The organism is Enterobacter sp. YSU (genome assembly GCF_016082135.1).
GTDB lineage: Bacteria > Pseudomonadota > Gammaproteobacteria > Enterobacterales > Enterobacteriaceae > Enterobacter > Enterobacter hormaechei_C.
In genome coordinates this window covers 2,924,084-2,947,767 of record NZ_CP059487.1, presented here as the reverse complement: position 1 = coordinate 2,947,767, position 23,684 = coordinate 2,924,084, and the positions used below count along the sequence as shown (strand labels likewise).

Below are 23,684 nucleotides of genomic sequence, written 5' to 3'. Positions count from 1 at the left end.
TAAGATGGAAAGATAATGTTATTTATTAAATAAATTCATTTTTTGCATTGACTGAAATACCATCATGGATGCGTTCAGCGCAAATTCTGACATTTTAGAATCCATAATGAGCGAGGTCATCGTGCTATAGTCAGCGCCAATGGCCGTCTGAACCTTGGTTATGGTGTCGTTGATCATGACGTCGCCACTCATATCAAGCGCGTCCAGTTGCTGAAGGTTGGTCCCCAGTTCCGCCTGCGCCTTACCCAGACGATCGATGCCGCCGGAAACCGCTTCGCTGGCGGCGCTCAACGCAGCATTCAGCGCATCACGGTCGATGGGATCGCGAGAAAGTTCTTCTACCGCTTTATCAAGAACAGAGAATATATCCCCGAAAACATCGCTGCCCAGGTGGCCCGTCTGCATATCCGTACCATCGGCAACGGTTTGTCGACGAGCGGTATCACCGCCGACATAGTTACCCGCATCGTCAAACGGCGCCGTATCGCTTTTAAATCCGCCAAAAATATAGCGCCCGCTCCCGTCGCGATTATTCGCGAGATCCATCAGATTGCCGCGAATACCTTTAATCTCTGCACCCAGCGCCCGACGATCTTCATCAGAGTAGCTTTCCGTTTTCGCCGCTACGATTTTTTCGGTGAGGGTGGTGGTCAGCAAATTGCCCACACCGTTCAGGATATTATCTTCATGCTCAAGTGAACTCCGCACCGTTGAACGTACGTTGCTGTAAAGCTCAAGCTTCGCCAGTGCGTCCTGATAATTTACCGCATCGGTAGCGGACTTTGGATCATCCGAGGCTCGCAGCAACGATTTTCCAGCAGAGAGTTGAAGATAAATATTATTATTATCACTCACGCGCTTTGACATGCTCTCGGCGCTCTGTTTAAACATATACAGCGTACTTAATCGCATCGGATAGCTCCTTATTTAATCGAAAGCAGCGAATCAAACATGGTGGTTGCGGTCTGTAGAATTTGCGCATTGGCCTGGTAATATTGAATAAACATCTGCATATTGACGGTTTCTTCGTTCATATCCACACCTGAAAGCGCCTGCTTCGCATCATATTTAGTTTGCAGGTCGATCTCAGCCGAGGAAATGCCCGATTTTACCGCCCGCGCGTTAGAACCAATGGTCCCCACCAGGCTTGAATAAGCCTCCGTCAGCGTGCTGCCGCCAATCAGTTTCTCATTCTGGATCTTAAGCATCTCTTCCAGATTAAGATTATTTCCCACCCCGCCCCCGGAGGCATCCGCTGCGGCAAAATCCTGTGCGCTGTTGATCGCGCGGCCAATACCCTCCGCAGCCCCAGCCATAGGATTAAAGGAAAAACTGTCCCCGGCGCTTGCGGTCACACCGGAGAGATCAATCTCAATGCCGTCAAACTCAAGCGTGGCGGAACCGGCCGGCACCTGCTTCACCAGGCGTCCGTCCTCCCCCATTACGTTCCAGTTTGTTCCATCAAAGTCGATGCTGTAATTTTCAGATTTTACGTTGGTGTAGTCCGTCACGCTGATAGCATCGAGCGTTCCCCCACCGGCATTGCCTGCATTTGCCACCGCCTTCATAGGTGGCAGAGAGAAAAGATCGCCCCCCGGCACACCCGCTGGCGTCTCACCCAAACGGTGCTGCTCGTTCATGCGGCTCGCCATCATAAAGGCGATCTGGTTTAGCTCGTTTTTAGCGATCTCAAGATCTTCGCTGCGGAACTTAAACAACCCGGCCAGGCGGCCTTTGGTAATGCTCGCTTCGTTAACTGGCGTGGTAGTGCCGTTGCTATCAACGTAAGAGACAACGATTCTGTCAGGATCGCTTTCAGACGCTGTGGCCTGTAGCTTGCTGGCGTTTTCGCCAAAGACAAGGGGGCGACCATCCTGAAGCGTTACGTCGACGCGGCCAGATACGCTATTCTCGGTTACATCTATACCGATCTGCTCACTCAGTTTTTCCAGTAATGCATCACGTTGATCCAGCAGGTCCGCAGGCGGCGTACCGTTCTGCGCCTGTACGCGTTCCAGCTGTTTATTCACTTCTGCCAGCTGGTCGCTGATGCTATTAATTTCTTTAACGCTGGTTTCGATATTGGTGTTGGTGCTCTTTTCCAGCGCGGTGAGGCGCTTGCCGCTGTCATTGAAGCGCTGGGTCAATACGCCGAGTGAGCTGAATACTGCGGAACGGGCCGGGCCGTCATCTGGGGTTGCGCTCAGCGTCGCCATCGACTTGAACAGGTTATTGATGGAGACAGAGACGTTGTCGGATTCATCGCCCAACATATTATCAATGTCGCTCAATTGCTCCATGCGGCCGTTAAGCGAGGCCCAGTTTGAGACGGAGCCGCGTAGCTGCTTGTTGGCAAAAGCATCGTAAGCGCGATCGACGCCAGTTACCGTCGCACCGTAGCCATAAAATCCGTTTCCCGTGGTCATGCCACCGAGCTCACCAATCACAAGGCTGCGGCGGCTATAGGTATCGCTCATGCCATTGGTCAGGTTGCTGCCTACCACACTAAGAGCGGATTGCGCTACGCTAAGGCCACTTTTCGCGAGACTAAAGAGGTTGTTCATAAGGCACCTGGATATTCCGTTATTTCCAGCCCGATATTCGGGCAGGGTCAAAATTATTGCTCTGCTTTATTCATCGGTGATTGCGAATTTATCTAAAAACTTTTTTAAAATATTTTCGCGAGGTCGTTTTTATAGGCTTCTACACCCTGCTTAATATCACCTTTTACTTTCTGAATAATGGTGATCAGTTTTTTCGCATAGGCAGGATCGGTTGCGTATCCCCCCGCCTGAAGCGCTTTGGCCGCCTGCTCCGGCGAACGGGAATGCGCAACGCCCGCATAGCGCGGGTTCTTAGTGAGTAGCTTCGTATAATCGGCGAGCGCATGTTCATAGGAATCGTAAACGCGAAACGAGGCCTTTATCTTTTGCTTCACGCCGTTGATGTATTCGGTGGTCATCACCTCTGTGGTCTTGCCTTGCCAGTCACCTCCGGCCTTAATACCGAACAGGTTATGGCTGGGGCGGCCGTCAGCGGTGGGGATTTCACGCTGCCCCCATCCTGACTCCAGCGCCGCCTGCGCGAGGATCAGTTGCGGATGAACCCCGCTCTGCCTGGCGGCGATCTGTGCTGGACGCAGCAGACGAGAAATAAAGGATTGAGCCCCCTGCGCTACTTTGCTGAAGGAGACCGACGCAGACGGCGCCAGCGGACCGGTGGCGGATCTGACGGAGGAGGAAAGTCCCGGCAAATTAAGCGGACCGCTGCCGGGCGTCGACACCGATGGGCTATCGATCTCCCCGCCTGACTGGCGCACAATCATATCCGCAAACCTAAGCTGTCCGCTCCCGGCAATATTTTGCGCCACCTGCTGGTCGTGCATCGCGGTAAACATATCGGTGGACTGGCTGTGCATGAGGTCATCTTTGATGGTGGCATCGCGCATGCTCTTCATCATCATCTGCACGAAGATCCCCTCCATCTGCTGCGCCGCCGCCCTGAGCGCCCCGGGTTCAGCGCGGCGTGCATCGCGCTTTAGCGCGTCGAGAGAGCGAACGTCAAAGGCTGGCTTATCCAGACGATCGAAAGCATTCATCACTCCACCTCCAGCTTCGCACGCAGGCAGCCTGCATTTTTCATTGACTGCAAAATGGACATCAGCTCATTTGGCGTCGCGCCAAGCGTATTGAGTGCCCTGATCACCGCGTTCAGATCCGTGCTGCTGCGCACGCTTTGCAGCGAGCCGCCGCGGTCGCGTACTGAGATATCGGTTTGTGGCACCACGACGGTCTGCCCTCCCCCGAGGGGAGTATCCGGCTGGCTCACAACATTATTCTGTGTAACCTCTACCGTCAGCGATCCATAAGCTACGGCACAGGCATCGAGGGAAACATGGCGGTTCATCACCACGGCGCCGGTACGAGAGTTAACAATGACCTTCGCATCCTGTATCCCCACCCGCAGCGGAATATCCTGGATATTGGCGAGGAAACGCACCCGGGAAGGACCATCCGGCGGTGCAAACAAACGTACAGTACGGGCATCTTCAGGGATTGCCGCCCCACCGCTATAGCGACGATTAATCTCGTCGCTGATCTGCTGCGCCAGCGAGAAATCTGACTCGTTAAGCTGTAGGCGCAGCGTGTTTTGCGTGGCGAAGTCATTTGGGACTTCGCGTTCAACCGTCGCCCCACCGCTAATGCGACCGCCGTTAAGCTGGTTAACCTGCACGCGACTGCCGCCAGCCTGCGCGCCAGCCCCGGAGATCAGCACATTGCCCTGCGCCATCGCGTAGATCTGGTTGTCCGCCCCTTTAAGTGGCGTCATCAGCAGCGTACCGCCACGCAGGCTCTTCGCATTCCCCAGAGAAGAGACCACGATGTCGATCTTATCCCCTGAGCGGGCGAACGGCGGCAGTTCGGCCGTCACCATCACCGCGGCAATATTTTTCAGCTGCATGTTGGTGCCCGCCGGTACGGTGATCCCAAGCTGGGACAACATATTATTGAGGCTCTGGCCCGTAAACGGCGCCTGCATCGTCTGGTCGCCCGTGCCATCAAGCCCCACCACCAGCCCGTAGCCCATTAGCGAGTTGGAGCGTACCCCCTGCACCGTGGCCAGATCGCGAATTCGCTCGGCCTGCGCCGGCGTGTACAGCATCGGAATGCTGAGCAGCAGGCCGAGAAATAACAGAATGGATTTTGTATTCATCGTCGTATCAAAAAGGAGAAAGGTTCAGGAACAGGCGTTGCAGCCAGCCCATCGTCTGCGCTTCGTTGATGTAGCCGTTGCCGACATACTCAATGCGCGCATCCGCCACCTGAGTTGAGGGCACGGTGTTGGCCCCGCTGATGGTGCGAGGGTTCACCACACCCGAGAAGCGTATAAACTCGGTCCCCTGGTTTATGGCTATCTGCTTCTCACCGACCACCTGTAAATTGCCGTTCGGCAGGAGTTTATTTACCGTCACCGTGATGGTGCCGGTAAAGGTGTTGCGCGCTGCCGCCCCGCCCTTGCCGGAGAAGTCGCTTTTTCCCTCCGCGTTAAAGTCAGCTTTGCCGTTACCCAGCCAGCTGTTCGAGCTGCCCGGCATGGCCAGTAATCCCATTCCGGCCGATCCATTACGGTTGGCACTGGCGGAGGAGCTCTTGCTGGCGCTAACGTTTTCCTGAAGCAGGATCGTCAACGTGTCGCCCACGCTGCGCGGCCTGCGGTCTTCAAACATCGGCTGATAGCCATAGTTCATGGCCTGTCCTGCCTGGAACAGCGAGCCGCCGGTTGTGACCGGTGCCATCGGTAATGGTTCTGCCGACGTTGGTCCGTCCACGAGCGGTTTTTGCAAAATATGCGCGCAGCCGCTTAGCAGCAGCACGCCCGCCAGCAGTGCAGGACGCGATAGCCCTGTTGGACTGTATGTAAAAAGTGTTTTCATTTACGTGTCGATAAACCATCTATCCGCCCGAGCCTGCGCCCGGAGCGGTAAGAGAGAGGAAATTAAAGCTGGGTAAGCCTCTGCAACATCTGATCGGATGCAGAAACGGCCTTACTGTTGATCTCGTAGGCGCGCTGGACCTGGATCATATTGACCAGCTCCTCAGCCACGTTGACGTTAGACGTCTCAATGTACTTCTGCTTGAGCGTACCCGCATCTTCAAGGCCCGGATTCAGTTCATTCGGTGCGCCGGAGGATTGCGTTTCACGATAGAGGTTGCCGCCAATGCTTTCGAGACCGGCATCGTTGACAAAGGTCGCCAGGGTCAACTGCCCCACCTGCTGCGGCTGAGCCTGACCCGGGAGCGTCACGCTGACGATACCATCAGGGCTTATCTGCATCTCTTTGGCGTCCTGCGGTACTACGACGCCCGGCAGAATGGGATGGCCTTCTGCGTTTACCAACTGACCGTTTTCATTTTTATCGAAATGTCCGTCACGGGTGTACGCGGTGCTGCCGTCAGGCAACTGCACCTGGAAGAAGCCTTTGCCTTCGATAGCGACATCGGTATCGTTGCCGGTCATGTTCAGGCCGCCCTGAGTATGCACGCGCTGGGTAGAGACCGGACGCACGCCGGTACCCAGCTGGAGGCCGCTTGGCAGCGTTGTCTGTTCGGAAGCCTGTGCACCGGGCTGGCGCATGGTTTGATAAAGCAAATCCTGGAACACCGCTCGCTGGCGCTTAAAGCCGTTGGTATTGACGTTCGCCAGGTTGTTTGAAATCACGTCCATATTGGTCTGCTGTGCTTCCAGACCGGTTTTTGCGATCCATAATGACCGAATCATCTGTACTCCTTGCGCGGGTTAGCCCACGCTTAATAGCTGGTTGGCCTTTTGCGCGTTTTCATCCGCGGTGCGGATCACCTTCATGTTCATCTCGAAGCTGCGTGCGGTGGCGATCATCTCCGTCATGGCCTTCACCGGGCTCACGTTACTTCCCTCAAGGGATTCAGGACTCAGACGCATGGCGTCATCCTGGGGCAACGCATTGCCCGCCGCCGGGCGAAACAGCCCATCGTCGCCGTGGATCAGGGTGCTCATGGGAGCATTAACCATTTTCAGTCTTCCGACCGGCACGACGGCCGTTGGCTCATTACCCGCGCCAAGTGCAGAGACGGTACCGTCCTCCGCAATGGTGATCTGCGAATGGGGAGGAACCACCAGCGGTGCGCCATCGCCCATCAGCGGCTTCCCGCCAACCTGCAATGCGCCATCCCGATCGATCTCAATGCCGCCGTTACGGGTGTACCCTTCACTACCGTCTGGCAAGGCTACCGCCAGCCAGCCGTTCTGCGGAAGTGCAACATCGAGACTGCGTCCGGTGTGGGTAATCGGTCCCATGGTGTCGTCGTTATACGGCGTCGATTCCGCTACCAGCGCGCGAGTTTTCAGGGTCTGCCCCTCAACCGGCACAGCGCGAAACGCGGCCAGTTGAGCACGAAAGCCCGCCGTGGCGCTGTTAGCCATATTGTTCGACGTCACGGCCTGGCGGTTGAGCGCCGCGTTGGCAGCACTCAATGCGGTATATATTGCGCGATCCATCCGCCGCCCTTATCGCAGGTTAACCAGCGTCTGGAGTAGCTCAGACTGGGTTTTGATGGTTTGCGAATTCGACTGGTAGTTACGCTGGTAGACAATCATATTGACCATCTCCTGACCCAGATCGACGTTAGACTGCTCAAGCATATTCCCGTTAATCGTACCGAAGCTGCCGGAGCCGGAAGTACCAAGGAAAGGCTGGCCGGACTGCGGCGTTTCGCTCCAGACGTTATTACCTTCAGCCGCCAGCCCACCGCTGTTGGCGAAATCAGCCAGTACGATTTGTGCCACGGTCTGACGCTGACCGTTACTGTAGGTCGCGACCACTTCTCCGCTGTCGCCAATAACAAAGCTCTGATATTTACCCGGGGCCTGACCGTCGATGGTGTCAACTTTCACGAGGCTATCGGTGGCCCGGCGGGTCAAGCTGGAAAGATCCATGTCGATACTCAGCGGCGCGGAGCCATTAAACGCGGCCCCGTTAATGGTCATTTTGGTACTGGCCATCGCCGCCGTGTCCATATTGCCGTTGCTATCGAACTTTAAATCCAGGGAGGTCACATCAGGCGTGCCAGGCGCGGTTTCATCGCGCGCGTAAGCTTTCCACTCGCCTGCCGCGGTCTGCACGAAGTAGACCTTTACGGTGTGTTTATTGCCCAGCGTGTCGGTCGCCTCAATCTGGCTCTGGTAGTTGTAGGTTTTCGGATCGCTATAATCGAACGAGTCGGTGATGATGGTGGTGTCATCTGACTTCAGGTTACCCGTAAGGGATCCGGCGGTGGACGCCGCGGGGGGCATGTCTTCCGTAGGTATACGAATGGGTCCTACCGGTGCGCCAGGGGCGATTGTCGGCGGCGTACCGGTCGCCTGGTAGCCGGTCAGGTACAATCCATTGGTGCTGTTGATGATATTGCCGTTCTGATCCTGCTTAAACTGGCCGTTACGTCCGTAATAGACGGCGCCACCTTCGCTTACCATGCGGAAAAATCCTTTTCCCTGTAAGCCCATATCCAGCGAGCTATTGCCCGCCGTGAGGCCACCGTCGCCGAAGTTCTGGGTCACGCCCGCAACCTGAACCCCGAGACCCGTCGTTCCGGCGAAGATGTCGGCGAAGGCCACGGAGCCTGCTTTAAAACCTGCTGTCTGGGAGTTGGCGATATTGTTTCCAACCACGTCCAGCGCTTTGGCGGCTGCATTGAGGCCGCTAAGACCTTGTGAAAAGCTCATATTGAAGTTCCAGAGAGTAAATTATTCGCTATTTTTGGATAACAACCACGTCGCCCATGGTGATGGGGTCATGATTGAGCAGGTGCAGTACCGCGCCGTTGGCCGTCATCGTGACGCCAGACACCTGCTCCTGAATCAGGCCGGATATTTCCGGGTTATCGCCTTCCGGATTTTTCGCCTCAAAGGAGAGCGTATATTCCCTGTCCTGAGGCGGCCCCGGCTCCGGCTGGAAGTTTTCCAGATCGTCGAGGGTGTAAGTCTTCACACCGGATTTCACGTCCTTCAGCTGCGCCGTATAGGCATTGCCTTCATCATCCGTCAGCGTGACGGTGACCGTTTCTGCATCCCCCGATAACAGGAAACTAAAGCTGTCTGATGGCTTCTCCTCCCCGTCCAGTGGCTGCGTGGCGTCACCAAAGGCGACTTTCGGATCGCCCTCGATCAGTACCCCACGGCCAACCCAGGAGGCGGCGCTCATACTGCCCAACTGCGCCATAAGCGCCTGAACGTTGCCGACAGATGCGTTGAGTTTTTCCACTCCCGCGGCGGTATTGAACTGTGCCAGCTGGGAGGTCAGCTGGTTGTTATCCATCGGGTTAGTCGGGTCCTGGTTTTGCATCTGTGCAACCAGCAGCTTCATAAACTGCTCGGAGAGGTCGGCTGCACTGCTGCCCGTGCCGTAGGTGCTGGTATTGCCGCTGGTGTCGTTTACCGTTGAAACTGTCATATCCTGCCTTACTGACCAAGGGTTAAGGTTTTCTGCATCAGGGCCCTGGCGGAGTTCATCACCTCCACATTTGCCTGATAACTGCGTGAGGCGGAAATGGTATTGACCATCTCATTGACCACGTTGACGTTAGGCATGCGTACATATCCCTGTTCGTCCGCCAGCGGATTACCGGGCTCATAGACCAGGCGATCGGGCGCTGTACTTTCCACTACGTCGCTGACTCTGACGCCGCCGATGCCCTGGCCGGCAGAGGTGTCCGCTTCAAACATGACCTGACGGGCGCGGTAAGGCTGTCCGTCCGGTCCGGCAACGCTGTCTGCGTTCGCCATATTGCTGGCACTCACGTTGAGACGTTTTGACTGCGCGGCCATCGCCGAGCCTGAAATATCAAATACGCTAAATAACGTCATTTATTTACCCCTGACTGACTACCGTCATCATTTTCTTAATATCTGCACCGAGGAATGTCAGGCTCGATTGATATTTCATGGCGTTATCCGCGAAATTAACTCGCTCGCGGTCCATATCCACGGTGTTACCATCAGCACTTGGTTGATCCGGTACGCGATATAGCAACTGAGCATCATCAAAAGGCATTTTTTTACCCTGCATATGCTTGCTGGACGTTAAAGCCATTGTGACAGGCCCTGATGCAGGTTTATTCCCTAACGCATTTTTAAGTTGCTGAGAAAAATCAATATCTCGCGCCTGATAGCCTGGCGTATCGGCATTCGCAATATTCGATGCCAGGACTTCCTGCCGACGCGAGAGCAGACCTAACGCTTGCTGTTGGAAGCGAAACGCATCGTCAAGTTTATTCATCATGCACTCTGGCCTCTGCCTTGCTTTATATAAACCGCGATAGTGTAGACAGCGCTGATGAAATATCACACTGCAAAGACCTGACAGAAATAGGCGCTATTAGCGAAATTAAGATAGATATTTAAAACATGCGGAACTGATTCATGAAAACGGCAGCAGAAGTGTCGTTATTTAACGCAATAAAAGCGTTTCTATCACGTATATAATTTAGTCAGAATAAGCATACCCGTTTACTTTACTGGTTTTACAATAAGGCAACAAGATGAAGCTTCCATTATTACGCGTAACGCTGGTAACGCTCCTTTTCGCGAGCCCGCTGTATGCCAGCGTGCCATCCGCGACAACGGCGAAACTTCGATTAGTGCAGAAACTGGAGGCGCTGGTTAAGCTCACGGAAAATCCAGGCAATATCGTTCGTACCGTTACGCTGCTGGCCTCGCCCGGACAGCTATCAGCGGTGTGCGAAAATCCTGACCTGAGCCTGGCCGGGCATGATAACCGCCTCACCGGCAAACGCACCGCAGTGGCGCGCTGCGGCATGCGTAAGTTCTATCTGCCGTTTAGCATTAGCGCCCAGGGAACCTTCTGGGTCGCCAGTCATAGTCTGAAGGGCGGGGAAATTGTGCAGCAGGGCGATATTTCTCCCATGACCGGCAGCATAGACGATTTGCCCGTTGGGTTAATGTTTGAGGCGAGGGACATTGTCGGCCAACGCCTTTTGCGCCCCCTTTCCGCGGGCAAACCGGTGCTGCAAAACCAGCTGCGCCAGCAGTGGCGTCTTCGCGCCGGGCAGACGGTAGAGCTGGTCATGTCGGGACCGGGTTTCTTTATCCGCAGCCAGGGCAAAGCGCTAAACAACGCTGCGGTTGACGATACGCTGCGCGTGAAAACCACGGGTGGACGTAACGTTACGGGAAAAGTGGGTCGTGACGGAGCCGTGACAATTTTTTTAGAACAATAATTTTAGTTTTTTCGTGTATTTCCGAAGACTAGTGTATAGGCAAGAGCAGTAACGATTACTGGCGAGGATAAACATGAGCATCGAAAGCACCCAACCCACCGCACCGATTGGCAATCTGGCTGGCGGACAGGAACTGCGTACACGCGGCACTACTCAGGAAAATAGTGTCGCGACGGGCGAAGCGCGCGGAAACAAAACCGAAGTGACCCTGAGCGCGCTGACAAAAAAAATTCAGACCGATGACAGCCGTGACGTGGATTATGCACGGGTGGATAAAATCCGTGCCGCAATGGCCTCCGGGGAACTCACTATCGAGCCAGAGAAAATTGCTCAGGCGCTGGTGCGACATATTTTTGAGTATTAATAACGGCAGGATTTTTTAACATTATGGATAAGCTGTACCCGATACTGACGCAAATGAAAACGTCCCTGGACGAGCTGGAAGCCATCATGATTGAAGAGGTCAATCAGCTCAGCCGCGTACAAATAAATCCCGTTTCGCTACAGGTATTATCGGATAATAAAAGCCAATTGCTTTCGTCGATTCAGTACTATGATGAAATGCGTCTCCAGCAGGAACAGCTTTCCGCCCTTCAGGCGCCCTATCACCATAACAGCAGGCTGTTCACCAGCTGGAAGCTGATCAGAGAGCGGGTGCAAAGCACCAAAACGCTGAACGCGCAGGTCGAAACGCTTCTGCAAAACCATATGAAGAAGAATCAATATATGCAGAAGGTGGTAGACCGCGTGGGTCACGCCAACGCGCTCTACGGCCCCGCCGGGGAATCCAGCCAGGCTCCTGCGGGTCGTAAATACAATATCAGCATCTGATTCGCCTCTTGCTTACCCGTAACCGAGCTCGCCCATGGCGGGCTTTTTTTACGCGCTAACGTCATCTTGCAGAGGGATTGAGGCGGGACACGCTCCCGCCATCAGGGGCGGGAGCGTCAGACAGTGTGGTATGCCTGGGCAGACGCGTTTGATTTAAGTAGAGCAGAAATGTTATTGCTGAGATGACCTAGCCGGACTGACATCCGCTGGCGCAGACGTTCGTCCTGGGCAAGAAGCTGCGCAAGCTGTGCGCGGGCGTCTTCAGCAAGCGGCGAGAGATCGAACTCACAGAGCGCCTGCATACCCCGGGCGTAGGCTGCAACCTCTTCGGTAAAGCACTCCCACGCCTCCTCGTCTGCTAACTGCTGTAGACGTTCGTTACTCTGCAACATCAGGGCGATTTGCCGCGTGAGTTTATCAGCCATGCTTCACCTGACGCGCCTGTGGGTCGATGGCTTTCCACGTCTCGGCCATATCCACCATCAGTGAGATAAGATGCGGGAGCATTTCCCCGGACTTATTAAGGTTCGCTTCCAGCAGAGAGCGCGAAATATACTCGTACAGTCGCTCCAGATCGGCGGCAATCTGTCCCCCAACCTCATGGTTAAGCCCGGCGCGCAGGCCATTATCAATAATGTTGATTGCACGGGAGATCATCTCACCCCGGCGAGCGATGTTTCCAGACTGGAAGTAGATCTCGGCGCGACGCATGGCATTGATTGCTCCGTCGTAGAGCAAAACGATGAGCTGGTGCGGGGTGGCGCCAGCAATCTGGCTGTCCAGAGAGACGGAGGAATAGGCGCTGTTGCCCGTTTTGGTGTACATCTTCGGTTCCTGCCGGGCAGTTGGCCTGCCCGGATGCGTTAAGTTTAACCCATGATCCCAAGCAGCGCGGACTGAAGCTGCTGGCTCGTACTGTTCATTTGCGTCAGGGCCTGGTCGAGACGCTGGAATTCCTTACGGCTGCGGTCAAGGCTGTCCTGAATGCGTTCCTGCATGCGGGCTATCTGTTTTTCAACTCGGGTATTTTGTTCCTTTACCCCCTTGAGAGCGGTGGAGATCGCCCCTTCAACCTTCGGGATCGAATCGTTATCGCCCAGATAGGTGGTGAACACCTCCTCCATGCGATCCTTGATCCCGCCCGTTGAGCCGGTGCCTAAAAACAGAGCTTCCACTTCCTTTGGATTTTTCTTCAGCGCTTCGTCGAGCTTTTTATTGTCGATGGTGAGTATGCCCAGGGTCCCGGTACGCTCCTCGCCGGGTTTGGTTTCGTTGAACTTCACCTCAATACCGAGCGCACCCAGAGATTTGTACAGATCGTCGGCATCGCCATAGCTCCCGGCGACAGCGGACTTCATCTGGCTGGTCAAACGGCGCAGGGTACCGTCACCGAAAAGCGCGCCGTTTGACGCATTGGCCTGCGGCAGTTCATCGCCGGTCGTCTTTTCCGGTTCGTTGTATGCACTGGCGCTGGATGCCGCGCTAAGATAGGCGTTATAGACATTCACAAACTCTTCAATCAGGCTTTTAACCTTAGAGGTATCGGCGGTGATCGACAGTGTTTCTGATTTCAGTTTTGATGCGTCGTCAGGATCTTTTTCTGAGACCTCGCGCAGATCGAGGGTGATCCCGTCAATGGCGTCAGAAATGGTATTGGAGCTGCGTTCAATCTTCGTACCATCAACGTAGACAATGGCATTCTGCGCCGGCGTAATCTCCCGGGCATTATCTGCCCCCGGCGTGACTGCCGGGTCGTAATCCAGCACTTTTGCCAGCTTACTGTCGCCGCTTACGCTGATGCTAATTTCGCCATCTTCGCCGGTCTTTTTCGACGTCACGACCAGCTGATATTTGCCATCTTCGGCAGGCATTACCGTCGCGGTAACATCGCCATTTTTAGCATTAATTTTTTTAGCAATCTGTACCAGAGAGGTTTCATCATCTTTCAGCTCCACCTCCATCGGCTTGCCTTTGCCTGCGGTGATGGTCACCGTACGCGGACCGGCGCCGTCACCCAGCTGGGTGTCGTTCGCATTTTGCGGTGCCGTCCCCACTTTATTGGCTTTTGCTAGCTGCTCAACCTGGACCGAGTAACTATTCGGGATCGCTCCCTTACCTGCCGTTGCGTTAAATGCCTTGTTGGTGCCAATGCTGACCCCATTGAACCCTTCATCCTCCAGTTTTTTCAGCGCCGTTTTCACCGCATCCAGACTGCTGGAGATTTTACCCCAGGAGGAAGTTTGTCCTTCATAATTGCTCTGCTTCTGCAAATAGGGGTTTAATTTTTTATTCTCAGCTACCTGGAGCTGCGAAATCATACTTTCAATATCTAACCCGGAGCCGCCGAGGCCTGACATAGAGAACGAAGCCATGATTTGTATTCCTGTTACAGTGAAGATAGATATAGCGATATCATCGGGGTTTCGGCCATAAAGTTTAATTTTTTACAGTTCAGGCGACAACGAAACCACCACATTAATACACTCTTACACGCTTATCAGGCTATTGACTGAGGTAATCGGGAGAATTGCCGTCACTTGTGAATGCTTTTTCTGGAATATAAAAAATTATGAAAAAATAATTTAGTCATTTCCTTTTCATCCGATTAATTCAGTATGCGCAACAGACATCGCATATTTAACTGGCGAATGCCGTCGTTACTTTATTTAAAAGGATATTGATATGGCCCAGGTCATTAATACTAACGCATTGAGCTTGATGGCTCAGAACAACCTGAACAAATCTCAGACTTCTCTGGGTACTGCAATTCAGCGTCTCTCTTCCGGTCTGCGTATCAACAGTGCGAAAGACGATGCAGCAGGTATGGCGATCTCTAACCGCTTCACCTCTTCTATCCGCGGCCTGACCCAGGCAGCACGTAACGCCAACGATGGTATCTCCCTGGCGCAGACCACCGAGGGCGCGCTGGAAGAAGTAACCGAGAACTTACAGCGTATCCGTGAACTGACCGTTCAGGCAAAAAACGGTACTAACTCCTCTGACGACCGTGACTCCATTAAAAAAGAGATCTCTGCACGTCTGGACGAAATCAAACGTATTTCTGAAACCACCAACTTCAACGGCGTTAACGTTCTCGATGGCTCCAAAGATAAACTGACCATCCAGATTGGCGACAAAGATGGCCAGACCATCGACATCGATCTGAAGAAACTGGACATCGACTCTCTGGGTCTGGACGGCTTCACTGCTGCATTCGATAAAATTGCCGGCTCTGCGGGCGCCACCAGCCAGTACACCAAGGCAGCCACTGCGAAAGCAGCGGGCGACGATACGGGTATCAGCACTGCTGCCGGTAACTGGAAAGTTGCCGCAGCTGACATCACCGCAATTGAAACGGCAGTGGGCGCAGCAGCAGGCGACGTCGAGCTGTACGTAGCTGATGGTGAAGCTTTCGCTTACGATAAAACTGCCGACAAAATGTTTAAACTGGACACCTCTGCCATCACCTTCAAGGATGATGGTGCTGGCAATGCGATCATTGACGGTGCTGTACCTGCTGGCGCCGTAACGGAAGTCAACGCGCTGGATGCCGATATCCTGTTGAACGGTCCATCTACGCTGAGCGATGCCACCAAGCTGAAAGCAGGCGCGACCTTCAAAGCTCAGGATGGTTCTGAAGTGACGCTGGATCAGGCTAAACTGGACGAGATCTCCAACGCGGCCTTTGGCGCTGACGCTGCTGACAGCAACATGCAGCTGTTCTCCGTGAAAGACGGTGCAAACACCAAATACTTCGCGCAGAGCACCGACGCAAGCGGTAACACCGTGGTGAAAGAGCTGACCTTCGCAGATAACGCAACTGCCCCTACCGTTGCGGATGCAGGCGCAGCGAACTCCGCGTTCATCAACACCGCCGCTAACGCTGCCGCAGCCGACGACCTGCTGGGTAACCTGGATGCAGCCCTGACCGAAGTGACTAACTTCCAGGCTGACCTGGGTGCGATTCAGAACCGTTTCAGCTCTATCATCGCGAACCTGAACACCACTGTTATCAACACCACCGAAGCCCGCTCTCGTATCCAGGATGCTGACTTCTCCGTGGAAGTGTCCGCAATGAGCCGTTCTAACATCCTGCAACAGGCCGGCGTATCCGTTCTGAGCCAGGCTAACCAGGTACCTCAGAACGTTCTGAGCCTGCTGCGCTAATCCCGAAAAGCCTCAACATTTTACGCGTATTTATTGCGCGTTAGCCCTCCCTGTCGGAGGGCTTTTTTCGTTTTGAACCTCGCTAATCGTCCTCAATCCTTCTCCCCTGCCCTGACCGTCTGTCAGGTAAGTCACAACCAACCAAAAACATTACAAATAATATGGTTAAAAAGGTCTCGCAAAACAATATAAAAACGCGTTTACCCTATTTGGAGACAATCGGTAATCGACCATAAATAGCATGCGTAAAGTGCCATTGAATACGAAATGAAAGAACGAACGCATCTCGTTTATTTATTATGAACGCAACCTTCCGCTAAACAGCTCATCTCAACATTGTTTAAATGATATGACCAGTGAGATAAAATTAACCAACTCATTTATAGCGACTGCCGATATTTAATGTTAAAATCGTTTTCGCTGCACAGCGTGCAAAAGGAGAAATTCCCTCCTGTTACTTATACATTTTTAAGCGTTTAGCTTATCTAACTTGAGCAGTCAGCAAATGCCCGTCAGTCATTGCCCTTCACGTACTAAGCCTCAGAAAAATAGGAATATAAGCGTCACCCCACTGCTATCGTGCCGCCAGGTTCAGCGAGAGGAATCACCGCATGCGCATCAAAATGGGAGGGCATTTACTTTATTTATCACACAAATACGCCAACCGAGGCCTGGCCATTTTTAACATCGGCATTAATAACATTAATATCGTTGAAATTTACCTTTAGCGATCCGCGAATAGTTGCGATATAAGCCTTAGGTAGCCCGAAATTGTTGCGCATTGTTAACGAAAAGACTTTACCCAATTAACATAAATACCCATTCAATTCACCTTATCTTTCATTACGAAGTATCAAGATATTATGGTCAATTACATTGCGATTGGATCGTTAGTGACGCTGGATTTACACACGAGGTTACTAACACGAACGCGCGACGGCGAGTGCGTGACGCTGCCTGCCAGCGCTTGCCTCTGCCTTGCCGCCCTGGTGGAAGCGCAGGGACAAATTTTGTCTCAGGAACAGTTAATGGATATCGGCTGGCGTAGCGCTGGCGTTGAGGTCACGGATAATAGCGTGCGCGTTATGGTGAACAAGCTTCGACGAGCGCTGGCCTCGCTAGAGATGCAGGATGCTATTGCGCTGGTTGCCGTAACGCGAAGCGGCTATCGCCTGATTATTCGTGAAGAGAGCCCGCCGGAACCCTCGGCTGAAAGCGTTGAGATCCTCCCCCCACCACAGCCGCCTGAAATGCCGGTGGAGGCTACGCCTTCTCCCCCCTCCGCTACGCCAGCACCGCGTCGAAAAAGGCTTTTGCGAAGCGCTGCGTTCGCGGTCTGCGGCATGCTGATCGGTATTCTTATTGCCTTGTCCGTCAAAAATGCGTTTGTCCCCAGCCCGCAGAGTATCGAGTTTATCCTCTGGCAGGGAGAAGGGATCCCCCCCGGCCATATCGTGATGGTGCAAAAAAACCGAATAAGCCAAACAGAACTTATCCAGGCAACGCTGCACACCTATAGCGAATATGTGCTGGAAAGACGCGTCCATTACAGACCGGGTAAAATTTTATACATCACTACCGGTACGGGAAAGATAGATAAATATCAGGCAGTTATTGCCTGTCAAAAACCCATTCAGGAGCAAAAGAATGACTGTGAATCGTTCTATTTTCATCTTTATTAAACGCCCGCAGATCCTCTTTGCTGGCGGCCTGATGACAGGTTTAGCGTTAACAATCGGGTACACGATCGCCACGTCGCCGCTGAAACAGACGTGCTTTGCCCCAGCCTCGTTTTACACTATCAAGGACGAAAACAACGTGACGCTGGCGCGAGGAATTTATCGCTCATACCGCGATGGACTTCATGAGGGACACACGACCTATATCGGTAACATCCGCCATTTTCAGGACGGAAAACGCGTAGGGCAAGCTTCACCCGTACAGCGCAGCGTGAATTATACCATGTCCTTCTCCGGCAACCTGCTTCATCTGACGATGCTTAGCCACGCCCGTCGGCTCGGCGATCAAAGCAACGAAAAAGAGGTGACGGATTATATTTTTCCGCAGCTTAAGAGCGGCGAAACCTCCACCAGTTCCCTCTATTTGCTGGAAAACAGCATCCTGGCATCGGGAACGGAGACGGTAGTACGGATAGCCTGCACGAATTAAGCCCTCAAACCAGCGCTTGTAGTAACCCGCTCAGGATCTCGAAGCCGTGGCTCATAAGACGTTCAAAAAATGGAGCCAGCGTTTCGTCGATGAGCAACAGTGCCAGCATGCCAAAGGTCAGCGTGAGCGGGAACCCTACTACAAAGATCGAGAGCTGCGGGGTAAGTCGGTTTAGCAGCGCAAGCACCATGTTTATGCTCAGCAGCAGGGCTATCACCGGGAGGCCCAGGATCAGTCCCTGACTGAAGATGAGTCCGGCATGATTAACGAGGTAAAACATCCCGCCAGCATGCAGCGGTTCTGAGTTAATGGGGAGAGCCTCGAATGTCTCTGCAAGCAGCGAAAGCAACCACAGATGGCCGTTACACACCAGAAAGAGCAGCATCGCCAGCATGTTTAGCAGGCGAGCGATCACCGGGCTGTTACCGCTGCCCGGGTCGAAGAAGGTGGCAAACGAGAGTCCCATCTGCATCCCAATGATCTCGCCCGCCAGGCGAACGGCGGCAAACAGCAGTTGCATCGTCAGCCCCATCGCGGCGCCGATGAGCACCTGCTTAGCCATCGTCCAGACGCCCGCCCAGGAGTAAAGTCCTATATCCGCGTCAGAAACCAGCCCGCCCAGCAGCAGCGCGAGGGTTAAGGCCAATGCCGCACGCAGGCGGGCGCTTATCGCTTTTTCGCTAAATACTGGCGCAACATGCAGAAGCGCCGAGATACGCACCATGACCAAAAAGTAATGGCTTATCAGGGCGTAAAGCTGCTCAAGGGGAAGATTAAAAATCATTAGCCGATGGCGTAAGGAATGCTGGCGAACAACATGCGCGTGTATTCAATAAAGATTTTCATCATCCACGGACCGAGCAGTACGCCGACACCCACGATCATCAGGATTTTAGGGATAAAGGTCATGGTCATTTCGTTCACCTGCGTCGCGGCCTGAAGAATACTGATAATCAGACCGGTTGCCAGCGCGACCAGCAACAGCGGCCCCGCAATCATTAGCCCAACCTTGATAGCTTCCATGCCCAATACCATGACGCTTTCGGGGGTCATATCAGGCTCCTATGAGTAAAAGCTTTGTGCAAGCGAACCGACCAGCAGCTGCCAGCCATCCACGAGTACGAACAGCATCAGCTTAAAAGGCAGCGCAATTGTCGCTGGCGGAACCATCATCATCCCCAGCGCCATCAGAATGCTGGCCACCACCAAATCAATAATCAAAAACGGAATAAAGATGGTAAAACCAATCTGGAAGGCGGTTTTCAGCTCGCTGGTGACGAAGGAAGGCACCAGAATACTCAACGGCACGTCCTCCGGGCCGGTAAGGGTCGGCGTTTTAGCAATGCGGGCAAACATCGCCAGATCGGCTTCACGCGTCTGCTCAAGCATAAAGGCCCGCAGCGGTTTTACGCCTTCCTTCAGGGCCGTTTCCATGGTGATTTTATTGGCCTGCAACGGCTGCCATGCCTGTTCATAGATCTGGTTGAGCACTGGCGACATCACAAAAAAGGTCAAAAACAGGGCCAGTCCCACTAATACCTGATTTGGCGGTGCGGTCGGCGTACCAAGCGCGTTGCGCATCAATCCCAGCACGATAACGATACGCGTAAAGCCAGTCATCATCAGCAGTACCGCAGGGATGAACGTGAATCCACTGAGCAACAATAGCGTCTGGATGGGTAGCGTCCAGCCAGCGCTCCCCGGCGAACTGGCCAGCGTAATGTCGCCGTTAGCGGCGAGCGCAGAGGCGACGGGCAGCAGCAGACCAACGCCCGTCGCAGCACGGGCAATCAACAGACGGTTCATTTTTGCTCACCACCCGAACGGTATTTATGAAGAAAGTTATCCAGCATGGCGGGGAAAGCCGCTGAAGGAGTCGCCTGCTCAGGCACCTCTGGCCTAACCTGTACGGTAAGACAGCTAATGTGGGTTGGGGTAACACCCAGCACCAGACGCTGTTCGCCCACGTCAACCACCACCAGCCGTTCGCGCGAGCCGAGAGGTTTACTTGCCACCAGCGATACCGCAGCCGGGCTTTCACGGGTGCAACGCGCCAACCCGCTGCGGCGAGCGATCCACGCCAGCAGTACCATCAGCATAATAATGAGCATGAGCGTACCGATAACCGATAGCGCGATTGCCCCGCCAGAGAGCACGTTCGTGCTCCCTGCGGCAAAAGGAGGTTGTACTGCGTTCATTAGCGGCTCAGGCGATGCATTCGCTCGGATGGGGTAATGATATCGGTAATACGAATCCCGAATTTATCGGACACAACCACCACTTCGCCCTGGGCAATAAGGTAACCATTGATCAGAATATCAAGCGGCTCACCCGCCAGACCGTCAAGCGAAACCACCGAGCCCTGGCTTAAGCGCAGCAGCTCCTTGATAGTCATTTTTGTGCGGCCCAGCTCAACGGTCATTTTGACAGGGATATCCAGAATCAGGTTCATCTCTTCAGAAAACTGAGGAACCGCCGTTTGCTCTGTACTTCCCGCAGCGTTCTGCTCGTTCAGCGCCTCACCCCAAAGATTGTCCATAGACTTATCTTCAGATCCCGACGAGTTATTCATGTCGCTCATGGGGAAATCACTCCTTATTGAAAGATTTTAATGCTGGCTGATTCATCCGATCGACCTTCAGAGCATATTGATTATTTACAGAGCCATATTTCGCGGTAAATACCGGCACGCTGCCGACGTTCGCTTCTATAAACTCCTGCTTATCCAGTGGGATAATGTCGCCTTTTTTCATCTTCATGACGTTTGACAACCGCGTGTTGATGTCGGCAAATTGCGCCACCAGCTCCAGCTCGGTTTCACGCATCTGGCTTGCCAGCATGCTGCGCCACTCAGAATCCTCATGGCGCGAATTATCCATTGGCGGATTGCTTAACAGTTCACGCAGAGGCTCTATCGTGCTGAAGGGAATACAAATATTGAACTCCCCGCGATGCGAGCCGATTTCCACGGAGAAAGGCGTGGTGACAACAACATCGTTTGGTGAAGAGGTAATATTGGTAAATTTCACCTGTATCTCTGAACGGATGTATTCCGTCTTAATTTTATAAATAGAGCCCCAGGCAAACTCATACGCCTCGCGTGCCATTGTCAGCATACGGTGGATCACCCGCTGCTCGGTTGGGGTAAATTCCCGCCCGTCTGCCTTCGTCGGGAAACGCCCGTCTCCGCCGAACAGGTTATCCACGGCCATAAATACCAGACCGGAGGAGAATGCCATCAGCGCGGTCCCACGCAGGGGATTAAGGTGCAGCAGGTTCAGGTTAGTTGGCACCGGTAAATTGCGGGCAAACTCATGATACGGCTGGATCTTGATATTTCCCGCCGTAATATCTGAACTGCGGCGCAGCAGGTTAAATAGCCCCATCCTGAACTGACGGGCAAAGCGTTCGTTAATAATTTCCAGAGAATGAAGCCGCTCGCGAATCACGCGTCGCTGAGTATTTGGATCGTAAGGTTTTATCCCCGCATCTCCCATGCTTCCATGGAGGTCATCGGGACTCTCCGTATCAGCATTGAGCAGGCGATCGATCTCATCCTGTGATAAAAAACTATCAGCCATTGTGTTTACCGCAGAATAAATTCATTAATCAAAACGTCAGTGACGTTAATCTTTTTGTTGAACGCCAGCGGTTTTTTAAGCTCATTATTGATGTTGCTAATCAGCTGGCGTTTACCTTCATCCGTTGAGAGCGTTTCATACGTTTGCTGAGAAAGCAGCATAAACAATCGGCTGCGATATTCCGGCAGGAATTTCTCAAGCACCTGTACGGACGACGTATCGCCAAGTCGTACGGACAGACCAATGTAGAGCACGCGATCCGACTCGTGCTGCGTCGGGGTCAGGCTAACGGTAAAGGTATTCATCGACACGTATAACGGTTCAACTTGCTGTACCGCCGGGGCTTCGTGCTCACTTCTCGAATTGTTGTCCGTCTGCACGTGTGCATATTTCATCGACCAGAACAGATAGCCTGAAAAACCGCAGGCTGCGAGGGCAATCAGAAACATTAGTATTAACAGAAGCGAGCGCGACCCTCCGCGAGCCGCAGCATTTTTATTTTTGTTACCCATTACGTAAACCCAATAAAATAAGAGAGGCAGCAACCTGCCCCTCGATAAATACGGCGGACATTGTAGTCCATTTAATCAGCAGAATAATCAGGAGATAAAATTTCATTCCTGTCGGCAATTCAGCAATTCAGCAATTCAGCAATTCAGGCAAAAGTGTTAATGCCGTATATATTTCCTTGCGTCGATGTTAATAATTCCGCCACAGCGTCTTCGTCCACGAACACGTTATCTGCGCCTTGAGCGGTATGCTGCTCTCCGGAAGGATGACGTCCCTGCTCGCCACCGCCAGTATGTGGTCGATCGGGGCTCACGCTCGCCTGGCCCAACTGAAGCCCGGTTTCCGCTAAAGCCGCCCGCAGGTGCGGTAGAGCAGTCTCCATCATCTGCCGCACCTGGGCATGTTCGCTGACGATATGGATCTGCGCCTGGTCCTGCTGCACGCGCAAAGAGATATGCAATGAGCCCAGCTCCTGAGGATGCAGGCGGATCTCCGCATTGTGCAAATTGTCGCGGCTGAACAGGGCAATATGTTGGCTCACCGACTGTTTCCATTCGGGCGACTCCAGCGGATAACGGACGTTGACCACCTGCTGTGAGACAGGCTGACTGACCAGTCGCGCCGTTGATGGCTCCATCACGACGCTCTGAACCGTGGGATCGCACGTAGCGTGCTGCGATGCGTCTCCCTGATGAGCCGTTAAGCCTGGCATCACGGCGCTGGCGTCCGGGGCTTTCCCCCCTAACGCCTGTGCCTGCATCTGGAGAGGGGTATCTTCGCGTCGGGCGGGCTTCAGCTTAATATCGTCAACAGGGATCGTTAAAGGCGCCTTTTCGCCAGCTACCTCTTCACGTGGCAGAGTCGCATCAGCAAGGGTCGAAGCCTCTGTAGCGCCCCTCGCCTGGCGGGTGACTATCTGCTGAAGCTGCCATTGCGGGCTTTCATCACCGGGAGAGGCGCTGATTCTGACCTCCGCCAGCGTGTCGTCACTCTCCCCCGGCTCAGCTACCGGCGGCAAAACCGGCTGCGGAAGAGGGTATCCTTCATGACTCAACAGCTGCGCCGGAACGTCCAGCCCAGGTAACAACAGTCCCATCTGCGCCAACCTGTCGTCGAGCGTGAGAGCAAAATCCTCGCCGATGAGTTTTCCTTTGCCTGCTCTCGTCGGCGCTCCGCCGGACAGCAGAGCCGTAATATCAATATTCATAGCCTTTCTCTTTTCTGTCCGGCACGCTGGGCGAATTCGTCCATCATTTTTTGCTCCTGGCGGCTCTGTGCCATAGCCAGTGCCGCTTCGCGGCGATCGATGAGCGTCTCAAACGCATTAAGGCGCTGCTTTTTCTGTAGCCACTTCTCTTTGACCCGATCCACGGCTTGTTCGCAGGTGGAAACATGTGATTCGTGCTGCTTCACCACCTGGTTAAGTGACAAAATGAAAGACTGTTGATTAACCAGATCCGCCATCGACATACCGCTGCCCAGCAGGCCCTGACGCAAAGATTGCTGATACTCGCGCTCATAGTGCTGAAGCTGTTCATGCTGGGCCACGGCTGCCATAAGCGCCTGCTGGACGCTGCCGAGGGCGCGAGTGGTCTCCGTAAGCTTTTCCTGAGCCATGTCACGCAGCATGACCATTGGATTATTCACTTTCACG

29 protein-coding genes are annotated in these 23,684 nt (G+C 53.7%); 6 read left to right on the top strand and 23 right to left on the bottom strand.

What is annotated here, in order from left to right:
• Nucleotides 1-18: 18 nt before the first annotated feature.
• The 11 genes from flgL to flgB all read right to left on the bottom strand — a co-directional run bounded on the left by flgL (nucleotide 19) and on the right by flgB (nucleotide 9,814).
• Nucleotides 19-912: a flagellar hook-associated protein FlgL gene (flgL, locus tag H2Z33_RS14315; RefSeq protein WP_017692833.1), complete on the bottom strand. Its 894-nt coding sequence runs from the start codon at nucleotides 910-912 to the stop codon at nucleotides 19-21.
• 11 nt (nucleotides 913-923) lie between these two features.
• On the bottom strand, nucleotides 924-2,564 hold the full coding sequence (gene flgK / locus H2Z33_RS14310) for a flagellar hook-associated protein FlgK (RefSeq protein ID WP_017692832.1): 1,641 nt from the start codon (nucleotides 2,562-2,564) through the stop codon (nucleotides 924-926).
• Nucleotides 2,565-2,668: 104 nt separating this feature from the next.
• On the bottom strand, nucleotides 2,669-3,598 hold the full coding sequence (gene flgJ, locus H2Z33_RS14305) for a flagellar assembly peptidoglycan hydrolase FlgJ (RefSeq protein WP_062937983.1): 930 nt from the start codon (nucleotides 3,596-3,598) through the stop codon (nucleotides 2,669-2,671).
• On the bottom strand, nucleotides 3,598-4,662 hold the full coding sequence (locus H2Z33_RS14300; protein WP_045324746.1) for a flagellar basal body P-ring protein FlgI: 1,065 nt from the start codon (nucleotides 4,660-4,662) through the stop codon (nucleotides 3,598-3,600). The genes flgJ and H2Z33_RS14300 overlap by 1 nt, the downstream gene beginning before the upstream one ends.
• A 58-nt stretch (nucleotides 4,663-4,720) precedes the next feature.
• On the bottom strand, nucleotides 4,721-5,434 hold the full coding sequence (locus H2Z33_RS14295; RefSeq protein WP_015571594.1) for a flagellar basal body L-ring protein FlgH: 714 nt from the start codon (nucleotides 5,432-5,434) through the stop codon (nucleotides 4,721-4,723).
• 62 nt (nucleotides 5,435-5,496) lie between these two features.
• Nucleotides 5,497-6,279 carry a flagellar basal-body rod protein FlgG gene (gene flgG / locus H2Z33_RS14290; RefSeq protein ID WP_015571595.1) on the bottom strand — a complete coding sequence of 261 codons (783 nt, stop codon included), beginning with the start codon at nucleotides 6,277-6,279 and terminating at the stop codon, nucleotides 5,497-5,499.
• Nucleotides 6,280-6,297: 18 nt separating this feature from the next.
• Nucleotides 6,298-7,035, bottom strand: coding sequence for a flagellar basal body rod protein FlgF (locus H2Z33_RS14285; RefSeq protein ID WP_198091801.1), 738 nt, complete (start codon nucleotides 7,033-7,035; stop codon nucleotides 6,298-6,300).
• Nucleotides 7,036-7,044: 9 nt separating this feature from the next.
• On the bottom strand, nucleotides 7,045-8,259 hold the full coding sequence (flgE, locus tag H2Z33_RS14280; RefSeq protein ID WP_015571597.1) for a flagellar hook protein FlgE: 1,215 nt from the start codon (nucleotides 8,257-8,259) through the stop codon (nucleotides 7,045-7,047).
• 28 nt (nucleotides 8,260-8,287) lie between these two features.
• On the bottom strand, nucleotides 8,288-8,986 hold the full coding sequence (locus H2Z33_RS14275; protein ID WP_015571598.1) for a flagellar hook assembly protein FlgD: 699 nt from the start codon (nucleotides 8,984-8,986) through the stop codon (nucleotides 8,288-8,290).
• Between the two features lie 8 nt (nucleotides 8,987-8,994).
• Nucleotides 8,995-9,399 carry a flagellar basal body rod protein FlgC gene (gene flgC / locus H2Z33_RS14270; RefSeq protein WP_063134913.1) on the bottom strand — a complete coding sequence of 135 codons (405 nt, stop codon included), beginning with the start codon at nucleotides 9,397-9,399 and terminating at the stop codon, nucleotides 8,995-8,997.
• Between the two features lie 4 nt (nucleotides 9,400-9,403).
• Complete coding sequence (gene flgB, locus H2Z33_RS14265; RefSeq protein WP_015571600.1) at nucleotides 9,404-9,814, bottom strand: flagellar basal body rod protein FlgB; 411 nt, start codon at nucleotides 9,812-9,814, stop codon at nucleotides 9,404-9,406.
• Between the two features lie 259 nt (nucleotides 9,815-10,073).
• On the opposite strand from flgB, the gene flgA reads away from it, so the two are divergent.
• The 3 genes from flgA to H2Z33_RS14250 all read left to right on the top strand — a co-directional run bounded on the left by flgA (nucleotide 10,074) and on the right by H2Z33_RS14250 (nucleotide 11,603).
• Nucleotides 10,074-10,772 (top strand): flagellar basal body P-ring formation chaperone FlgA, encoded by a 699-nt coding sequence (flgA, locus tag H2Z33_RS14260; RefSeq protein ID WP_063134912.1) that lies wholly within the window; start codon nucleotides 10,074-10,076, stop codon nucleotides 10,770-10,772.
• Nucleotides 10,773-10,845: 73 nt separating this feature from the next.
• Complete coding sequence (flgM, locus tag H2Z33_RS14255; RefSeq protein WP_017692828.1) at nucleotides 10,846-11,136, top strand: flagellar biosynthesis anti-sigma factor FlgM; 291 nt, start codon at nucleotides 10,846-10,848, stop codon at nucleotides 11,134-11,136.
• A gap of 23 nt (nucleotides 11,137-11,159) precedes the next feature.
• Nucleotides 11,160-11,603, top strand: a complete 444-nt coding sequence (locus tag H2Z33_RS14250; protein WP_063134911.1) for a flagella synthesis protein FlgN — start codon at nucleotides 11,160-11,162, stop codon at nucleotides 11,601-11,603.
• A 116-nt stretch (nucleotides 11,604-11,719) separates the two neighbouring features.
• Here H2Z33_RS14250 and fliT read toward each other — a convergent pair whose 3' ends face one another.
• The 3 genes from fliT to fliD are packed head-to-tail and all read right to left on the bottom strand — an operon-like array spanning nucleotide 11,720 to nucleotide 13,975.
• Nucleotides 11,720-12,028, bottom strand: coding sequence for a flagellar protein FliT (fliT, locus tag H2Z33_RS14245; protein ID WP_032654672.1), 309 nt, complete (start codon nucleotides 12,026-12,028; stop codon nucleotides 11,720-11,722).
• A complete protein-coding gene (gene fliS / locus H2Z33_RS14240) occupies nucleotides 12,021-12,428 on the bottom strand; it encodes a flagellar export chaperone FliS (RefSeq protein ID WP_017692827.1) in 408 nt (135 codons plus the stop codon). Before fliS ends, fliT begins: the two co-directional genes overlap by 8 nt.
• 44 nt (nucleotides 12,429-12,472) lie before the next feature.
• Nucleotides 12,473-13,975 carry a flagellar filament capping protein FliD gene (gene fliD / locus H2Z33_RS14235; RefSeq protein ID WP_017692826.1) on the bottom strand — a complete coding sequence of 501 codons (1,503 nt, stop codon included), beginning with the start codon at nucleotides 13,973-13,975 and terminating at the stop codon, nucleotides 12,473-12,475.
• A 310-nt stretch (nucleotides 13,976-14,285) separates the two neighbouring features.
• Between fliD and H2Z33_RS14230 the strand changes: the two genes are divergently transcribed.
• The 3 genes from H2Z33_RS14230 to H2Z33_RS14220 all read left to right on the top strand — a co-directional run bounded on the left by H2Z33_RS14230 (nucleotide 14,286) and on the right by H2Z33_RS14220 (nucleotide 17,939).
• Entirely contained in the window at nucleotides 14,286-15,770 is a 1,485-nt protein-coding gene (locus tag H2Z33_RS14230) for a flagellin (protein ID WP_063134910.1), read from the top strand.
• Nucleotides 15,771-16,633: 863 nt separating this feature from the next.
• Nucleotides 16,634-17,452 carry a winged helix-turn-helix domain-containing protein gene (locus H2Z33_RS14225; protein ID WP_026094272.1) on the top strand — a complete coding sequence of 273 codons (819 nt, stop codon included), beginning with the start codon at nucleotides 16,634-16,636 and terminating at the stop codon, nucleotides 17,450-17,452.
• Nucleotides 17,418-17,939 carry a hypothetical protein gene (locus H2Z33_RS14220; RefSeq protein ID WP_048974273.1) on the top strand — a complete coding sequence of 174 codons (522 nt, stop codon included), beginning with the start codon at nucleotides 17,418-17,420 and terminating at the stop codon, nucleotides 17,937-17,939. Before H2Z33_RS14225 ends, H2Z33_RS14220 begins: the two co-directional genes overlap by 35 nt.
• A gap of 4 nt (nucleotides 17,940-17,943) precedes the next feature.
• Here H2Z33_RS14220 and fliR read toward each other — a convergent pair whose 3' ends face one another.
• From fliR to fliJ, 9 genes are all read right to left on the bottom strand, one after another.
• Entirely contained in the window at nucleotides 17,944-18,723 is a 780-nt protein-coding gene (gene fliR / locus H2Z33_RS14215; protein ID WP_072204107.1) for a flagellar biosynthetic protein FliR, read from the bottom strand.
• Nucleotides 18,723-18,992, bottom strand: a complete 270-nt coding sequence (gene fliQ, locus H2Z33_RS14210) for a flagellar biosynthesis protein FliQ (RefSeq protein ID WP_017692822.1) — start codon at nucleotides 18,990-18,992, stop codon at nucleotides 18,723-18,725. The genes fliR and fliQ overlap by 1 nt, the downstream gene beginning before the upstream one ends.
• A 9-nt stretch (nucleotides 18,993-19,001) precedes the next feature.
• The gene (fliP, locus tag H2Z33_RS14205) at nucleotides 19,002-19,745 is read right to left on the bottom strand and encodes a flagellar type III secretion system pore protein FliP (protein WP_015571610.1); all 744 of its coding nucleotides are present in this window, start codon (nucleotides 19,743-19,745) and stop codon (nucleotides 19,002-19,004) included.
• Nucleotides 19,742-20,137, bottom strand: coding sequence for a flagellar biosynthetic protein FliO (fliO, locus tag H2Z33_RS14200; RefSeq protein WP_047729534.1), 396 nt, complete (start codon nucleotides 20,135-20,137; stop codon nucleotides 19,742-19,744). The genes fliP and fliO overlap by 4 nt, the downstream gene beginning before the upstream one ends.
• Nucleotides 20,137-20,520, bottom strand: a complete 384-nt coding sequence (gene fliN / locus H2Z33_RS14195) for a flagellar motor switch protein FliN (protein WP_015571612.1) — start codon at nucleotides 20,518-20,520, stop codon at nucleotides 20,137-20,139. The genes fliO and fliN overlap by 1 nt, the downstream gene beginning before the upstream one ends.
• Nucleotides 20,521-20,527: 7 nt before the next feature.
• On the bottom strand, nucleotides 20,528-21,520 hold the full coding sequence (gene fliM / locus H2Z33_RS14190; protein ID WP_015571613.1) for a flagellar motor switch protein FliM: 993 nt from the start codon (nucleotides 21,518-21,520) through the stop codon (nucleotides 20,528-20,530).
• Between the two features lie 5 nt (nucleotides 21,521-21,525).
• The gene (gene fliL, locus H2Z33_RS14185) at nucleotides 21,526-22,032 is read right to left on the bottom strand and encodes a flagellar basal body-associated protein FliL (protein WP_032669358.1); all 507 of its coding nucleotides are present in this window, start codon (nucleotides 22,030-22,032) and stop codon (nucleotides 21,526-21,528) included.
• Nucleotides 22,033-22,175: 143 nt separating this feature from the next.
• Nucleotides 22,176-23,237 carry a flagellar hook-length control protein FliK gene (locus H2Z33_RS14180; protein ID WP_015571616.1) on the bottom strand — a complete coding sequence of 354 codons (1,062 nt, stop codon included), beginning with the start codon at nucleotides 23,235-23,237 and terminating at the stop codon, nucleotides 22,176-22,178.
• Nucleotides 23,234-23,665, bottom strand: a complete 432-nt coding sequence (fliJ, locus tag H2Z33_RS14175) for a flagellar export protein FliJ (protein WP_063134909.1) — start codon at nucleotides 23,663-23,665, stop codon at nucleotides 23,234-23,236. The genes H2Z33_RS14180 and fliJ overlap by 4 nt, the downstream gene beginning before the upstream one ends.
• Between the last annotated feature and the right edge of the window lie 19 nt (nucleotides 23,666-23,684).

Excerpts from the sequence above, each read along its gene's own strand:
- flgL (WP_017692833.1), bottom strand. The coding sequence starts at position 912 with ATGCGATTAAGTACGCTGTATATGTTTAAACAGAGCGCCGAGAGCATG.
- flgK (WP_017692832.1), bottom strand. The coding sequence starts at position 2,564 with ATGAACAACCTCTTTAGTCTCGCGAAAAGTGGCCTTAGCGTAGCGCAA.
- flgJ (WP_062937983.1), bottom strand. The coding sequence starts at position 3,598 with ATGAATGCTTTCGATCGTCTGGATAAGCCAGCCTTTGACGTTCGCTCT.
- H2Z33_RS14300 (WP_045324746.1), bottom strand. The coding sequence starts at position 4,662 with ATGCTGTACACGCCGGCGCAGGCCGAGCGAATTCGCGATCTGGCCACG.
- H2Z33_RS14295 (WP_015571594.1), bottom strand. The coding sequence starts at position 5,434 with ATGAAAACACTTTTTACATACAGTCCAACAGGGCTATCGCGTCCTGCA.
- flgG (WP_015571595.1), bottom strand. The coding sequence starts at position 6,279 with ATGATTCGGTCATTATGGATCGCAAAAACCGGTCTGGAAGCACAGCAG.
- H2Z33_RS14285 (WP_198091801.1), bottom strand. The coding sequence starts at position 7,035 with ATGGATCGCGCAATATATACCGCATTGAGTGCTGCCAACGCGGCGCTC.
- flgE (WP_015571597.1), bottom strand. The coding sequence starts at position 8,259 with ATGAGCTTTTCACAAGGTCTTAGCGGCCTCAATGCAGCCGCCAAAGCG.
- H2Z33_RS14275 (WP_015571598.1), bottom strand. The coding sequence starts at position 8,986 with ATGACAGTTTCAACGGTAAACGACACCAGCGGCAATACCAGCACCTAC.
- flgC (WP_063134913.1), bottom strand. The coding sequence starts at position 9,399 with ATGACGTTATTTAGCGTATTTGATATTTCAGGCTCGGCGATGGCCGCG.
- flgB (WP_015571600.1), bottom strand. The coding sequence starts at position 9,814 with ATGATGAATAAACTTGACGATGCGTTTCGCTTCCAACAGCAAGCGTTA.
- flgA (WP_063134912.1), top strand. The coding sequence starts at position 10,074 with ATGAAGCTTCCATTATTACGCGTAACGCTGGTAACGCTCCTTTTCGCG.
- flgM (WP_017692828.1), top strand. The coding sequence starts at position 10,846 with ATGAGCATCGAAAGCACCCAACCCACCGCACCGATTGGCAATCTGGCT.
- H2Z33_RS14250 (WP_063134911.1), top strand. The coding sequence starts at position 11,160 with ATGGATAAGCTGTACCCGATACTGACGCAAATGAAAACGTCCCTGGAC.
- fliT (WP_032654672.1), bottom strand. The coding sequence starts at position 12,028 with ATGGCTGATAAACTCACGCGGCAAATCGCCCTGATGTTGCAGAGTAAC.
- fliS (WP_017692827.1), bottom strand. The coding sequence starts at position 12,428 with ATGTACACCAAAACGGGCAACAGCGCCTATTCCTCCGTCTCTCTGGAC.
- fliD (WP_017692826.1), bottom strand. The coding sequence starts at position 13,975 with ATGGCTTCGTTCTCTATGTCAGGCCTCGGCGGCTCCGGGTTAGATATT.
- H2Z33_RS14230 (WP_063134910.1), top strand. The coding sequence starts at position 14,286 with ATGGCCCAGGTCATTAATACTAACGCATTGAGCTTGATGGCTCAGAAC.
- H2Z33_RS14225 (WP_026094272.1), top strand. The coding sequence starts at position 16,634 with ATGGTCAATTACATTGCGATTGGATCGTTAGTGACGCTGGATTTACAC.
- H2Z33_RS14220 (WP_048974273.1), top strand. The coding sequence starts at position 17,418 with ATGACTGTGAATCGTTCTATTTTCATCTTTATTAAACGCCCGCAGATC.
- fliR (WP_072204107.1), bottom strand. The coding sequence starts at position 18,723 with ATGATTTTTAATCTTCCCCTTGAGCAGCTTTACGCCCTGATAAGCCAT.
- fliQ (WP_017692822.1), bottom strand. The coding sequence starts at position 18,992 with ATGACCCCCGAAAGCGTCATGGTATTGGGCATGGAAGCTATCAAGGTT.
- fliP (WP_015571610.1), bottom strand. The coding sequence starts at position 19,745 with ATGAACCGTCTGTTGATTGCCCGTGCTGCGACGGGCGTTGGTCTGCTG.
- fliO (WP_047729534.1), bottom strand. The coding sequence starts at position 20,137 with ATGAACGCAGTACAACCTCCTTTTGCCGCAGGGAGCACGAACGTGCTC.
- fliN (WP_015571612.1), bottom strand. The coding sequence starts at position 20,520 with ATGAGCGACATGAATAACTCGTCGGGATCTGAAGATAAGTCTATGGAC.
- fliM (WP_015571613.1), bottom strand. The coding sequence starts at position 21,520 with ATGGCTGATAGTTTTTTATCACAGGATGAGATCGATCGCCTGCTCAAT.
- fliL (WP_032669358.1), bottom strand. The coding sequence starts at position 22,032 with ATGGGTAACAAAAATAAAAATGCTGCGGCTCGCGGAGGGTCGCGCTCG.
- H2Z33_RS14180 (WP_015571616.1), bottom strand. The coding sequence starts at position 23,237 with ATGAATATTGATATTACGGCTCTGCTGTCCGGCGGAGCGCCGACGAGA.
- fliJ (WP_063134909.1), bottom strand. The coding sequence starts at position 23,665 with ATGGTCATGCTGCGTGACATGGCTCAGGAAAAGCTTACGGAGACCACT.